Here is a 13701-nt window from a genome sequence, read left to right as displayed (position 1 = left end):
TCACTGGCGGTGAAAAATCTTCGCCTGTGGCAGGTTTGGTCTGAGATCGGTCGGGGCTTGCCAGGGCGGGGCCCGGCGCCGTAGCAGAGAACCCGGGCCGAGGCGGACTCCCGTCGCAACACCCCGCCCGCGCCCCGCGCCACAGGAGACGCCCCATGATCGACCTGCCCCGCCCGCCCGCCTTTGGTCTGCAGGACCGCGTCGCCCTGATCACGGGGGCGTCCTCGGGGATCGGGCAGGGGGCGGCGGTGGCCCTGGCCGATGCCGGCGCGCATGTGGTCTGCGCCGCACGTGGAGCGCAGGCGCTGGAGGGGACAATCGCCGCGCTGCATGAAAGGGGCTATTCCGCGGAGGCGCTGGTCCTGGACATGGCCGATCTGGATGCGCTGCGCCCGGTGCTGGCGACGCGGCGGTTCGACATCGTGGTGAACTCCGCCGGGACTGCGCGGCATTCCCCGGCCGTGATGACCGATCCTGCGGATTATGACGCGGTGATGGGGCTGAACCTGCGGGCGGCCTATTTCCTGTCGGCCTGGGCGGCAGAGCGGATGATCGCCGAGGGGAAACCGGGCAGCATCGTGCATGTCGGCTCACAGATGGGGCATGTCGGCGGGATCGACCGCGCGGTCTATTGCGCGACCAAGCACGGGCTGGAGGGGATGGTGCGGGCCATGGCCGTGGAATGGGGGCCGGCGCAGGTGCGGATCAACACCGTCTGCCCGACCTTCATCGCCACGCCGCTGGGCGCGCGCACCCTGGACGACCCAGCGCGCCGGGCCTGGGTGGAAGACCGGATCAAGCTGGGCCGCGTGGGGGAGGTGGAAGACGTCGCCGGCGCCATCCTCTACCTGGCCTCCGACGCGGCGGCGCTTGTCACCGGTACGGCGCTGATGGTCGATGGCGGTTGGACAGCGGATTGATCGCGCTGCGGCGCGGCAGACTGCCCGCCGCGCCCGCCGCCCGGCAGGGGCGTCGAAAAGGCCGCCGGGATGTATCGATGTCGGATGGCCTGTCGGAGCCGTGCGCTGCCAAGGCGCGCGGCCATGGCTTGACTTTGCGGCGCCGATGCCCCAAATCCCCCCTACGCTGCGCTGCCGCGTGAGCATGCCGTGCCCCTGGGCACACCAGCGTACCAACTTCCAGTTCCCAATCACGCAGGGTTCTTGACGCCGTGGCCGGACAGGCCGGGATACGCCCGATCGTCCAGAGGCCCCGTCGCCCTCCGTTGGTCGTGCGATCCCCGCCTGGCCAAGCATAACATCCGCCGGGCCTGCCCGTGCGGAGATGAAGGAATAGACTTGTCCGAATTCGACACGCTGGGCCTGTCCCAGGCATTGAACGACGCGATTGCCCAGGCCGGGTTCTCCGAACCTACCCCCATTCAGCAACGCGCCATCCCGCTGGCGCTGGACGGCCATGACGTACTGGGCCTGGCCCAGACCGGCACCGGCAAGACGCTGGCCTTTGGCCTGCCGCTGGTCGATCACCTGCTGGCCCAGCCCGGCAAACCCGCGCCGAAAACCGCCAAGGCGCTGATCCTGGCCCCCACCCGCGAACTGGTCAACCAGATCGCCGACAGCCTGCGGCGGCTGACCGACCACACCAAGGTCAAGGTTGCGACCGTGGTCGGGGGGCAATCGATCAACCGCCAGATCAACATGCTGCAACGCGGCACCGATATCCTGGTGGCCACGCCGGGCCGCCTGATCGACCTGATGGATCGCGGCTCCGTCGATCTGGGCCAGGTGCGTCATCTGGTGCTGGACGAGGCCGACCAGATGCTTGACATGGGCTTTATCCATGCGCTGCGCCGTATCGCGCCGAAACTGGGCACGCCCCGCCAGACCATGCTGTTCTCCGCCACCATGCCCAAGCAGATGGAGGAGCTGAGCCGCGCCTATCTGACCAATCCGCAACGGGTTCAGGTCTCTCCGCCGGGGAAAGCCGCCGACAAGGTCACGCAATCGGTGCATTTCCTGCCCAAGGCCGAGAAGCCGACGAAACTGCGGGAAATCCTGTCGCGCGATACCGATGCGCTGACGCTGGTTTTTGGCCGCACCAAACACGGCGCGGAAAAGCTGATGAAGGGGCTGGTGGCCGATGGCTATAACGCCGCCTCCATCCATGGCAACAAGAGCCAGGGCCAGCGCGACCGTGCCATCAAGGCGTTTCGCGATGGCACCGTTACCGTTCTGGTGGCGACCGACGTGGCCGCGCGCGGTATCGACATTCCCGGCGTCGCCTACGTGATCAACTACGATCTGCCCGAGGTGCCGGATAATTACGTTCACCGCATCGGCCGCACCGCCCGCGCCGGGCGCGAGGGGGAGGCGATCGCCTTCTGCTCCCCGGAGGAAGGCGATCTGCTGCGCCAGATCCAGAAGTTGATGAAGGTCGATATCCCCGTCGCCTCGGGCACCGCGCCGGCGCCCGGAACGGGAGAGGGCGTCAGCCGCCGTGGCGGTGGCAACCGTCGCGGCAAGGGCGGGGGCGGTGGCGGAAAGCCCGCCAATGGCCAACCCGCGGCCAAGCGTCGCCGCCCGCGCCGGCATCGCGCGGCCTGATCTTTCGAACGATGACGTAAACGCAGGCGGCCCCGAACCGGGCCGCCTGTTTGCTTGTCCGGGGCGCCGGGCCTTGCCGATGGTTCGGCGTCCCGCCTGGCGGGACGCGCCGACACCGGCGCCAGGCACCGCGCCGCATGTGCCGTCGTGCGGTCGCACCCGCATGGCGGGAAACGCGCGACCCTGACGGCCCTGCCGATCCGCCGTTCGGAGAAAAATTCGCCTTGATCAAAGCGGGATAGCGCTTTTGCGGGGTTGAGTGACCCGCAGGTGTTGCCGTTTTTATAGGCAATCCCATATGGTGGCGCTATCCGAACGGGTACGGGTGCTGCGAAACGTGGCGAACCGGCCCGGATTCGCCACCCAATCGCGAAGGAGGTACTGCACCCGTTCCGCGTCCAGGCAGCTGATCGTCCGCTCCGCCCCGATTGCTGGCGGACCGGTACCAGCCGCCGCCGACAGTCCTTTCCGTGGCTGCGGGTGACGCGGGGAAACCTTTGGACTCTGGCGAAAAACAAGGCAAATCGGCCCGGCTTTGCGTTCTGCCGCCCATCTGGTGGCTTGGCGCGGGGCAGGGTCGAGGCGGACGCGGATCCGGGACAACCGGATCGTGGCAAGACCGCTATCGAGCCGAAACCACAACACAGGGAGACTGCAATGTCTTTTAAGAAACTACTTTCCTCCGGCGCCATGCTGTGCGCGCTGGCAGCGGGCGCCCAGGCGCAGACGCTGGTCTATTGCTCCGAAGGCTCCCCCGAGGGGTTCGACCCGGCGCTGTTCACCGCGGGCACGACCTTTGATGCGTCCAGCCACCCGATCTACAACCGTCTGGTCGAGTTCAAGACCGGCACCACGGAAGTGGTCCCTGGCCTGGCGGAAAGCTTCGAAGCGTCCGAGGATGGCCTGGAATACACCTTTCATCTGCGGGAAGGCGTGAAGTTCCATTCCACTGACGGCTTCACCCCCTCGCGCGATTTCAACGCCGATGACGTGCTGTTCTCGTTCGAGCGTCAGATGAACGAGGATCACCCCTATAACGGCGTCTCCGGCGGCACCTGGGAATATTTCGCCGCCATGTCCATGTCCGACCTGATCGAGAGCATCGAGAAGGTGGACGACATGACCGTGAAATTCACGCTGACCCGTCCCGAAGCGCCGTTCATCGCCAATATGGCCATGGATTTCGCCTCCATCCTGTCCGCCGAATACGGCGATGCGATGATGGATGCCGGCACCCCGGAGATGATGAACCAGGCGCCCGTCGGCACCGGCCCGTTCACCTTCGTGGCCTACCAGAAGGACGCGGTGATCCGCTACGCCAAGAACGCGGATTACTGGAAGGAAGGCCTGCCCAAGGTCGACAACCTGGTCTTCGCGATCACGCCCGACGCATCGGTCCGCTACCAGAAGCTGCAAGCGGGCGAATGCCACGTCATGCCCTATCCCAACCCTGCCGACGTGCAGGCGATGCAGGACGATGAGGGTATCGAAGTCAAGGAGCAGGAAGGCCTGAACGTCGGCTACCTGGCCTACAACACCAAGGTTGAACCGTTCGACCGTCCCGAGGTCCGCAAGGCCCTGAACATGGCGATCGACAAGCAGGGCATCATCGACGTGGTGTTCCAGGGCTCCGGCCAGATCGCCAAGAACCCGATCCCGCCGACCATGTGGTCCTACAACGACGCCGTGGAAGACGATGCCTACGATCCCGAGGCCGCCAAGCAGGCGCTGGCGGATGCGGGCGTGGAAAATCTGTCCATGAAGATCTGGGCGATGCCGGTGCAGCGTCCCTACAACCCCAACGCCCGCCGCATGGCGGAGCTGATGCAGGAAGATTTCTCCAAGGTCGGTGTTGACGTGGAAATCGTCTCCTACGAATGGGGCGAATATCTGGACCGTTCCAAGGCCGAAGACCGTGACGGCGCCGTCCTGCTGGGCTGGACCGGGGACAACGGTGATCCCGACAACTTCCTGGCCGTGCTGCTGGGCTGTGACGCCGTGGGCGGCTCCAACCGCGCGCAATGGTGCCATGAGCCGTTCGACGACGTGGTGCAGCAAGCCAAGTCCGAAACGGATCAGGCCGAGCGGACGCGGCTTTATGAGGAAGCACAGCAGATCTTCAAGGATCAGGCACCCTGGGCCACAATCGCCCATTCGGTCGTCTACATGCCGATGCGTCCCGAGGTCGAAGGTTACGTGGTGCACCCGCTGGGCGGCCACATCTTCACCGAAGTGGGCCTGAGCCAGTAAATCAACGCAAGAACGGGGCCGGAGACGGCCCCGTTCGCCAACCGGGGGTCTGATGGATCGTTTTTTCGAATATCGCGCACTTGCCCGTCAAATGGGGGTTCAGGCGGTGGGGCTGGTGCCCGGGCCGAATTTCACCCGTGCGCTGGGCGTGAGCTTCCACACCAACGAACGGCCCTTTCTGGTCGTCATCCCGGCGGAAGGCGCGCCCGCGGCCATCATGCCCAATCTCGAACTCGGATCATGGTCCGATGCCGGCTTCGAAGGCGAGACCTTCGATTGGCGCGATCAGGACGGCTACCAAAGGGCGTTCGACACTCTGGCCGCGCATCTGCCGCTGACCTCCCTCGCGGTGGAGGGGCAGGCGATGCGCGTGTTCGTGGCCGAGGCCCTGCGCCGTGCCAATCCCGGTATCGCCCTGCGCGACGGGGAACGTGAAATTTCCGGCCTGCGTCTGATCAAGACGCCCGCCGATATCGCTGCGCTGACCCGCGCCATCCGCATTTCCGAGGCCGCGCTGGAGGATGTCCTGTCCACTGTCGCCGCAGGCCAGACGGAAAAGCAGATCGAGGCGCGGCTGATCCAGGCGCTGTTCGCCCACGGGGCGGATGACATGTCATTTGGCCCGATCGTCGCGGCGGGGGCCAATTCGGCGAAACCCCATGCCCATGCGGGCGATTATGCGGTGCAGCCGGGCGATGCGCTGCTGTTCGATTTCGGTGCCCGCAAGGACGGATTTGCCGCCGATATCACGCGCACCGTTTTTGTTGGCCACGTCCCGGAAGAGGGGCGGGCCGTCTACGACACCGTGCTGGCCGCCAACCTCAAGGGCCACGAGGTGACCCGCGCGGGCGTCTCCGCGCATGAAATCGACGATGCCGTGACCGGCGTGCTGGAGGCCTCTCCCTTTGCGGACCGCATCCGCACCAAGACCGGGCACGGGTTAGGCCGCGACGTACACGAGGCCCCCTATATCATGCGGGGCAACCACGAGGTTCTGGAGGCTGGAACGGTCTTTACCAACGAACCGGGACTATACCAACTGGGCGGGTTCGGCGTTCGGATCGAGGATGACGTGCTGGTCACCGATACCGGCTGCCGATCCCTGACGACCTTCCCCAAAGACCTTAGGGTGGTGGGCTGATGCTGAAATATATTCTCTCGCGACTTGCGACTTTCATCCCGACCTTCCTGGGGGTGACGCTGATCTCTTTCGCGTTCATCCGCGTGTTGCCGGGTGATCCGATCATCGTGATGGCCGGTGAACGCGGGCTGAGCCAGGAACGCTATGACGAGCTGGTGCAGCAATTCGGCTTTGACCGGCCGATCTACGTTCAATTCTGGGATTACTTCACCGGGGTGCTGCAGGGCGATCTGGGCAATTCCTTCGTGACGAAGAAACCCGTCTGGGATGAATTCTTCGCCCTTTTCCCGGCGACGCTGGAACTGTCGCTCTGTGCCATCGTGCTGGCGATCTGCCTGGGCCTGCCCGCGGGGGTGATCGCGGCGGTAAACCGGGGCAAGTTCTTCGACCGGGCGCTGATGTCCACCGCGCTGGTGGGCTATTCGATGCCGATCTTCTGGTGGGCGCTGCTGTTGATCATCGTCTTCTCCGGCAACCTTGGCTGGACGCCGGTGTCGGGACGGATCGATCTTTTGTATTACTTCCCGCAGGTCACCGGCTTCATGCTGATTGATTCCCTGTTGTCCGGGCAGGACGGCGCCTTTGTCTCGGCGCTGCGCCACCTGATCCTGCCGTCCTTCGTGCTGGCGACGATCCCGCTGGCGGTGATCGCCCGGCAGACCCGGTCCGCCATGCTGGAAGTCCTGTCCGAAGACTACATTCGCACCGCCCGCGCCAAGGGGCTGCGCCCCTCGCGCGTGAACGGGCTGCATGCGCTGCGCAACGCGATGATCCCGGTGATCACCGTGATCGGCCTGTCGGTCGGCACGCTGCTGGCTGGCGCCATTCTGACGGAAACCATCTTTTCCTGGCCGGGCATCGGCAAATGGATGGTCGATTCCATCTTCCGCCGCGACTACCCGGTCGTGCAGGGCGGGCTTCTTCTCATCGCTGTCATGGTCATGCTGGTGAACCTTACGGTCGACCTTCTCTATGGCCTCATCAACCCCAAGATCAGGAAACGCTGACATGGCCGACGCATCCTCGCAGACCGCCCGCAATGTCATCGACGACCGCCCCGGCCGCCTCAAGGAATTCTGGCGCTACTTCAAGGAGAACCGGGGCGCGGTTATCGGGCTTTACGTCTTTGCCGCCTTCGTGCTTATCGCGATCCTGGCCGATGTGCTGGCGCCGCACAGCCCGACGCAGCAATTCCGTCAGTTCACGCTGGTGCCCCCCGTCTGGGCCGAGGGCGGAAGCTGGCAATTCCCGCTGGGCACCGATCCGCTGGGCCGGGACATGCTGTCGCGGTTGCTGCATGGGGCGCGCTTCTCCTTCTTCGTGGGGATCGTGGTGGTCGTGGTCTCTGCCACGGGGGGTATCCTGATCGGGCTGCTGGCCGGGTTCGCGCCGAAATGGCTGGACACGATCATCATGCGGGTCATGGACATCATCCTGGCGTTCCCTTCGCTGTTGCTGGCGCTGGTGCTGGTTGCGATCCTGGGGCCGTCGCTGCTGAACGCGATGATCGCCATCGCGCTGGTGCTGCAACCGCATTACGTACGGCTGACCCGCGCCTCGGTCATCAACGAACGGACCAAGGAATACGTGATCTCAGCCCGCGTCGCAGGCGCCGGGCTGTGGCGGCTGATGTTCATCACCGTGCTGCCCAATTGCCTGGCACCGATCATCGTGCAGGCCGCGCTGTCGTTTTCCACCGCGATCCTGGATGCCGCTGCGCTTGGCTTCCTCGGGATGGGGGCGCAGCCGCCGACGCCGGAATGGGGCACCATGCTGGCAGAGGCCCGCGAATTCATCCTGCGCGCCTGGTGGGTCGTGACCTTCCCAGGCCTCGCCATCCTGATCACCGTGCTGGCCATCAACCTGATGGGCGACGGCCTGCGCGATGCGCTTGACCCCAAGCTGAAGAGGAGCTGACCGATGTCCCTTCTCACTATCCGCAACCTGTCGGTGGACTTCGCCACCGCCTCCGGCGCGTTCCGCGCGGTGGACGGCGTCGATCTGACCGTGGAAGAGGGCGAATTGCTCGCCATCGTGGGCGAAAGCGGCTCTGGCAAATCCGTGTCGATGCTGGCCACGATGGGCCTGCTGCCCTGGACTGCCACGATCACGGCGGACGAGCTGTCCTTTGACGGGCATGACCTGCGCCGCATGTCCGCCGCCGCCCGCCGCCGGGTGATCGGCAAGGACATGTCGATGATCTTTCAGGAGCCGATGTCCTCGCTGAACCCCTGTTTCACCGTGGGGTTCCAGATCAAGGAGGCGCTGCGCCAACACCTGCAACTGGACCGTCGCGCGCGCCATGCCCGCGCGGTCGAGCTGCTGGAGATGGTCGGCATTCCCGATCCGGCGAAACGGCTGTCGGCCTTTCCGCACCAATTGTCGGGCGGGATGAACCAGCGGGTGATGATCGCCATGGCCATCGCCTGCAAGCCGCGCCTTCTGGTGGCGGACGAACCCACCACCGCGTTGGACGTGACCATCCAGGCCCAGATCCTTGATCTGCTGACCGACCTGCAAAAAGACACCGGCATGGGTTTGATCCTGATCACCCATGACATGGGCGTGGTGGCCGAAACCGCCGAACGCGTCTGCGTGCAATATGCCGGCCAGAAGGTGGAGGACCAGCCGGTCGGGGATCTTTTCGACACGCCGCACCATCCCTATACCGCCGCCCTGCTGGCCGCGCTGCCCGAACGGGCGACCGAACGGCGCCTGCCGACCATTCCGGGCGTGGTGCCGGGGCAGTTCGACCGGCCGCAGGGCTGCCTGTTCTCGCCGCGCTGCAAATTCGCGGATGACACCTGTCGCGCCGTGGCTCCGCCGGTGCAGCCGCCCGAACTGGGCCGCGCGCGCTGCCACTACCCGCTTGCCACCGAACAGCATGAGGTCACCGCATGAGCGTCGTCACAGCCGAGGGACTGAGCCGCCACTACGAGGTTGGCGGCGGCCTGTTTTCCAAGCCGCAGACCGTGCGCGCGGTCGAAGGTACCAGCTTCTCCATCGAGGCCGGGAAAACCCTGGCTGTGGTGGGTGAATCCGGCTGCGGGAAATCCACGCTGGCCCGCATGGTTACGCTGATCGAGGAGCCGACCAACGGCAGTCTGACGATCGACGGTGTGCCGGTCACGCCGGACAAATGGGCATCCATGCGGGAAACCGTGCAAATCGTGTTCCAGAACCCCTATGGGTCGCTGAACCTGCGCCACAGGATCGGCGCCATCCTCGAAGAGCCGCTGAAGATAAACCGCCCCGAGATGTCAGCCAGGGATCGCGAGGCCAAGGCCCGCGAAATGATGGCCCTGGTCGGCCTGCGCCCCGAGCATTACGACCGCTACCCGCATATGTTCTCCGGCGGGCAGCGGCAACGGATCGCCGTCGCCCGCGCCCTGATGCTGGAACCCAAGCTGCTGGTGCTGGACGAACCCGTCTCGGCGCTGGACCTGTCGATCCAGTCGCAGATCCTGAACCTGCTGCTGGATCTTCAGGATCGGTTGCAGCTGGCCTACCTGTTCATCAGCCACGACCTGTCGGTGGTGCGCCATGTCGCGGACGAGGTCATCGTGATGTACCTTGGTCGTCCCGTGGAGCGCGGCCCCAAGGACGATCTCTTCGACGCACCGCGCCACCCATATACCAAGGCACTGCTTTCCGCGACGCCGATGGCCGACCCGCACGGCACCCGGCAGCGGATCAAGCTGGAGGGCGAATTGCCCTCGCCACTGGCGGTGCCGGCCGGCTGCCCCTTTGCGCCGCGCTGCTGGAAGGCGCAGGACAAATGCCGGGCAGAGCGTCCGCCGCTTGAGGGAACGCCGCGCCCGGTCGCCTGTTTCTTTCCCGAAAACTGAAGCTGCTTCGCTGGGGGGCAGGGCACCCGCCTCTGCCCCCCTGCGTCTGGCCTCCCCCCGCCGGGTGCCCCGCCCCGCTCCCTTCGGGCGCGAAATACCGCCGCGCGGAGCGCACCGCCCGGCACGGGCGGTCCCCACTCGCGCCGCTCTTTCCCTGCTCCTGACATGCCCGAGTTTGCACAAATATCGGGCAGCTTCGCCCTTTCCGCCCTGTCAGGCACCGGGACCGGGGGCTAGGGTGCCCGGATGAACAGATCTCTCGACAGCCGATATTCCTGGGCGCGGCTTGCTTTGTCACTTCTGATCGCGGTGGTCGGCAATGCCGGCATGTGGTCCGCCGTCGTCGTCATGCCCGCCGTCCAGGCCGAATTCGCCACCGGCCGGGGGGAGGCGTCGTTGCCCTATACCTTGACGATGATCGGCTTTGCCCTGGGAAACATGTCCATCGGGCGGGCGGTAGACCGGTTCGGTGTCGTCTGGTCGATGAGCGTGGCGGCCCTGATCTGTTCACTGGGTTATGTCGCGGCGGCGGCCAGCCCCGGAATCGGCCTGCTTTCGGCAGCGCAATTGCTGATTGGGCTGGGTACGGCCGCCTATTTCGGGCCGCTGATCGCCGATATCTCCCTGTGGTTCCGCCGTCGTCGCGGCATTGCCGTGGCCATCGCGGCCAGTGGCAATTACCTGGCCGGGGCGATTTGGCCGATCCTGCTGGCCGGGGTACTGGCCGATAGCGGCTGGCGCGCGGCCTACCTGGTGCTGGGGGTCTGCGCCACCGTTCTGATCGTGCCGCTGAGCCTGGCGCTGCGCCGGCGCCTTCCGGCGGCGGAACTTTCCGCCGAAGCCCAGGGATCAGCCTTGTCGGCGCGCCGCCTGTCGTGGTCGCCCGCCAAACTGACCTGGGTTCTGGGCGTAGCCGGGGTAGGCTGCTGCGTGGCAATGTCGATGCCGCAGGTGCATATCGTTTCGCTTTGCGTCGACATGGGGTTCGGCCCGGCCGTCGGGGCGGAGATGCTGTCGCTGATGTTGCTGGGCGGGGTCGGGTCGCGCCTTGTCAGCGGGGTGTTGGCGGACTGGCTGGGCGGGGTAAAGACACTGCTGATCGGCTCGGTCCTGCAAATGTTGGCGCTGGCGCTCTATCTTCCGGCCGGGGGGCTGACATCGCTATACGTGGTCAGCCTGGTGTTCGGCCTGGCGCAGGGAGGGATCGTCCCGTCCTACGCGATCATCGTGCGGGAATACATGCCGGCGCAACAGGCCGGGGCGCGGGTCGGCTTCGTTATCATGCTGACGATTTTCGGGATGGCATTGGGCGGCTGGCTGTCGGGTCTGATCTACGAGGTCTCTGGCAGCTATACCCTCGCCTTCCTGAACGGCATCGCTTTCAACGGAGTGAATATCGCGATCATGTTGCTGATCCTGTATCGCAGCCGTCCCACCACGCCCCGCCCCGTGGCCGAGCCGGCGCCGACCCCAATCTGACTCTCGCCCCGTGAGGTTGAAATTTATGCAGTTCTCATGGCGTGAGGCTATGATGGACCTCATTTCAAATCGCGAATGTGCAAATCTCCGACGGGGCGAGGCGGCACTTTTGGGGAATGGAAACGCGAAACGGCCCGCCGTTCAGGGCGGGCCGTTCTATCCTGTCCGGCGGGGCGGCGCTCAGCCCGCGTCGCGGGACACCACGCGCAAGGTGCTGCGGCTGGCCCGGCCGGTCAGTCGTTTCAACGTGCCCGCGCTCCAGGTGGCGAGGCCGGCTGCCACCAGGTGTCGGGCGCATTGCACTTTCATCAAGGGACGCACCGGCGCATAGCCCTCGCCTTCCTGGTGCAGAAGCAGGGGGCGCAGGCTGTTGCGATCCGCAGCCGACAGCGACCGCAGGGCGGCCACGCCAGGGTAGAAGGATTCCGTGGGTGCTCCTTCGGCAAACAGCACCTGATGCCGGTCGAAGAACAGGTGATGATAAGTCACGCGGCGGCGGCCGTTCTGCTGGCGCACACCCGGCAGATCCAACAGCGCCTTGGCCGCGACCAGTTGGCCGTCTTCGGCGTCGGGCACCAGCATCCGGTGCTGCGGCGAAACGACCAGCTCCCGCCGGGGCAGGCCCGCGCCCAGGCTTCCGGGTTTGAACTGCACCGGCTTCTGGTCATTGCTTTCGGCGGCCCAACCATGCGGAGAAGCGCGCTTCCATCGGATCGGCTGCGGGCCGTGGTCCAGCGTGTCGATCAGGTCGCCCTCCGCTAGGTCCTCGACGGCGATGTCGCCCTTGGGGGTGCTCAGCCGGGTGCCTTCAGCGAAACACAACACCGTCTCGATCTGGCTGAAGTTGACGACCGTCCCGTCGCGCAGGGTGGCATAGCCGGTCAGCCCGCCGTTTTCGTCGTCGTCATCGGTGATGACGACCGATCCCCAGTCCAGCTGCCCGTTGAAATCGAGCGTATCGCCCAGCGTCTCGTCGCCTTCGCCACCTGTAATGGAGATCGTGCCGCCGCCGGTCAGCGCATCGGGATCGATGCGAAAGACGTCATCTCCGTCATCGCCGCTGACCGTGTCGTCGCCACCGGCCAGGATGGTGTCGTTGCCACCGCCGCCGCGGATGAAATCTTCCCCCGAACCGCCGGAAATCTCGTCATTGCCGGCGCCGCCGATCAGCGTGTCATCGCCCTGGCCGCCGAGGATGGTGTCATCCCCGCCACCGCCGTCTATCTGGTCATCGCCGGATTCCCCATCCAGGGTATCGTTGCCGGCGATCACCGGGGTCACGACGGAATTGGTGATGTCCTGCCCGTTAAAGCCGAAGCCAGCCGTGACGCCGGGGTAGATCAGGGTGAAATTGATCTCGGACTTGCCGTCGAACATCGCCTGGAACCAGGCGTCCTGGTCATTGGGGTTGTTCTGTTCTGTCCCCTTGGCCGTCACCATGCCGTTGGACTGGCTGACCTCCAGGGAACTGTCCTGAGACACCGCGAAGGAGGAAAAATAGCCCGCGTCCAGTACAAGGTTTTCAGCGGTGCCGGTGCTGCCGGAATTGTCGTCCAGATCGCTGAAGGTGGCCGAGCCGGACAGGACCAGCGGTTCGCCGGTGGCCTGGTCCAGGAATTCGATGCGGATCTCCGCCGTCTCGCCCTGCTGGCTACTGCCGCCCGATAGAAGGATCGTCTGATTCGTCGTTCCGTTGGTCAGGTTGACGTTCAGGTTGCTGCTGGACTTGTCGACCAGCGTGACGCGCATCGCGACGTTGGTGCCGTCTTCCAGCTGGGCGGCATTGTCATAGATGACCGAGGTGCCGTCATTCGCGTTGGAGGGGTTCCCGCCCTGGGCGGAGCCGTCGCGCACCTCGTTCGGGGACATGGTCAGGCTGCCGACCTCGAATGATTCGGTGACGCCGATGGGCGATTCCGCATCGCCGTACAATACGTCGTTGCCGGAGCCGCCGCTGATGGTGTCGTCCTCGGTCCCGCCTTCGATCGTGTCGTCGCCGCCGCCGCCGTCAAAGTTGTTGGCATTTTCGTCGCCGCGGCCCCAATCGTTGCCGTCGGGAAGCACGAAGTCGAAGAAACTGAACTCCGTATTGCCGCCCATGCTGGCATCGGCGGAGGCATTGGTGGTCGCGTCCCGCACGGTGAAATCCGACGATCCGTTGTCGATCGTCAGCTGGCCGGACATCTGGTTGACCGAAACGGTGAAATTGCTGGGAAGCGAACTGAAATCGAACGTATGGCCACCAGAGCCATAGTTGATGGAGGACCAGAAAGAGGGACTGTTCCAGTTCGCAGTCGTGATACTTATGGTGGCCATGCCCTATTCTCCGGAATAGCGATACAGACGGAATTTCACTTGAATTACGGGTGTACACGGCAAGTTGGGGTCAAGTTGAGGCGATGAGGCTGTAAAAATGTGG

The 13701-nt window shown here is 65.2% G+C and carries 10 protein-coding genes; 9 read left to right on the top strand and 1 reads right to left on the bottom strand.

Annotated elements, in window-relative coordinates:
• The first annotated feature begins 155 nt into the window (after positions 1-155).
• The 9 genes from G5A46_RS00935 to G5A46_RS00895 all read left to right on the top strand — a co-directional run bounded on the left by G5A46_RS00935 (position 156) and on the right by G5A46_RS00895 (position 11282).
• Positions 156-920 carry an SDR family NAD(P)-dependent oxidoreductase gene (locus G5A46_RS00935; protein WP_163846443.1) on the top strand — a complete coding sequence of 255 codons (765 nt, stop codon included), beginning with the start codon at positions 156-158 and terminating at the stop codon, positions 918-920.
• 378 nt (positions 921-1298) lie between these two features.
• A complete protein-coding gene (locus tag G5A46_RS00930; RefSeq protein ID WP_163846440.1) occupies positions 1299-2564 on the top strand; it encodes a DEAD/DEAH box helicase in 1266 nt (421 codons plus the stop codon).
• Between the two features lie 657 nt (positions 2565-3221).
• Positions 3222-4814: an ABC transporter substrate-binding protein gene (locus G5A46_RS00925; protein WP_163846438.1), complete on the top strand. Its 1593-nt coding sequence runs from the start codon at positions 3222-3224 to the stop codon at positions 4812-4814.
• A gap of 52 nt (positions 4815-4866) precedes the next feature.
• A complete protein-coding gene (locus tag G5A46_RS00920; RefSeq protein WP_163846436.1) occupies positions 4867-5955 on the top strand; it encodes a M24 family metallopeptidase in 1089 nt (362 codons plus the stop codon).
• Positions 5955-6962: an ABC transporter permease subunit gene (locus tag G5A46_RS00915; protein ID WP_163846434.1), complete on the top strand. Its 1008-nt coding sequence runs from the start codon at positions 5955-5957 to the stop codon at positions 6960-6962. Before G5A46_RS00920 ends, G5A46_RS00915 begins: the two co-directional genes overlap by 1 nt.
• Position 6963: 1 nt before the next feature.
• A complete protein-coding gene (locus tag G5A46_RS00910) occupies positions 6964-7872 on the top strand; it encodes an ABC transporter permease subunit (RefSeq protein ID WP_163846433.1) in 909 nt (302 codons plus the stop codon).
• Between the two features lie 3 nt (positions 7873-7875).
• Positions 7876-8856 (top strand): ABC transporter ATP-binding protein, encoded by a 981-nt coding sequence (locus G5A46_RS00905; protein ID WP_163846432.1) that lies wholly within the window; start codon positions 7876-7878, stop codon positions 8854-8856.
• Positions 8853-9803, top strand: a complete 951-nt coding sequence (locus tag G5A46_RS00900; RefSeq protein WP_163846431.1) for an ABC transporter ATP-binding protein — start codon at positions 8853-8855, stop codon at positions 9801-9803. The genes G5A46_RS00905 and G5A46_RS00900 overlap by 4 nt, the downstream gene beginning before the upstream one ends.
• Positions 9804-10049: 246 nt before the next feature.
• A complete protein-coding gene (locus G5A46_RS00895; RefSeq protein WP_163846430.1) occupies positions 10050-11282 on the top strand; it encodes an MFS transporter in 1233 nt (410 codons plus the stop codon).
• 180 nt (positions 11283-11462) lie between these two features.
• On the opposite strand, the gene G5A46_RS00890 is transcribed toward G5A46_RS00895, so the two are convergent.
• A complete protein-coding gene (locus G5A46_RS00890; protein WP_163846429.1) occupies positions 11463-13598 on the bottom strand; it encodes a Hint domain-containing protein in 2136 nt (711 codons plus the stop codon).
• Between the last annotated feature and the right edge of the window lie 103 nt (positions 13599-13701).

The organism is Pseudooceanicola aestuarii (assembly GCF_010614805.1).
Classification (GTDB): Bacteria; Pseudomonadota; Alphaproteobacteria; order Rhodobacterales; family Rhodobacteraceae; genus Pseudooceanicola; species Pseudooceanicola aestuarii.
Note: the sequence above shows the minus strand (reverse complement) of the source record. Positions and strands in the feature narration are given on the sequence as shown.

Coding starts and splice junctions, on each gene's coding strand:
- G5A46_RS00935 (WP_163846443.1), top strand. CDS start 156: ATGATCGACCTGCCCCGCCCGCCCGCCTTTGGTCTGCAGGACCGCGTC.
- G5A46_RS00925 (WP_163846438.1), top strand. CDS start 3,222: ATGTCTTTTAAGAAACTACTTTCCTCCGGCGCCATGCTGTGCGCGCTG.
- G5A46_RS00905 (WP_163846432.1), top strand. CDS start 7,876: ATGTCCCTTCTCACTATCCGCAACCTGTCGGTGGACTTCGCCACCGCC.
- G5A46_RS00900 (WP_163846431.1), top strand. CDS start 8,853: ATGAGCGTCGTCACAGCCGAGGGACTGAGCCGCCACTACGAGGTTGGC.
- G5A46_RS00890 (WP_163846429.1), bottom strand. CDS start 13,598: ATGGCCACCATAAGTATCACGACTGCGAACTGGAACAGTCCCTCTTTC.
- G5A46_RS00915 (WP_163846434.1), top strand. CDS start 5,955: ATGCTGAAATATATTCTCTCGCGACTTGCGACTTTCATCCCGACCTTC.
- G5A46_RS00920 (WP_163846436.1), top strand. CDS start 4,867: ATGGATCGTTTTTTCGAATATCGCGCACTTGCCCGTCAAATGGGGGTT.
- G5A46_RS00910 (WP_163846433.1), top strand. CDS start 6,964: ATGGCCGACGCATCCTCGCAGACCGCCCGCAATGTCATCGACGACCGC.
- G5A46_RS00895 (WP_163846430.1), top strand. CDS start 10,050: ATGAACAGATCTCTCGACAGCCGATATTCCTGGGCGCGGCTTGCTTTG.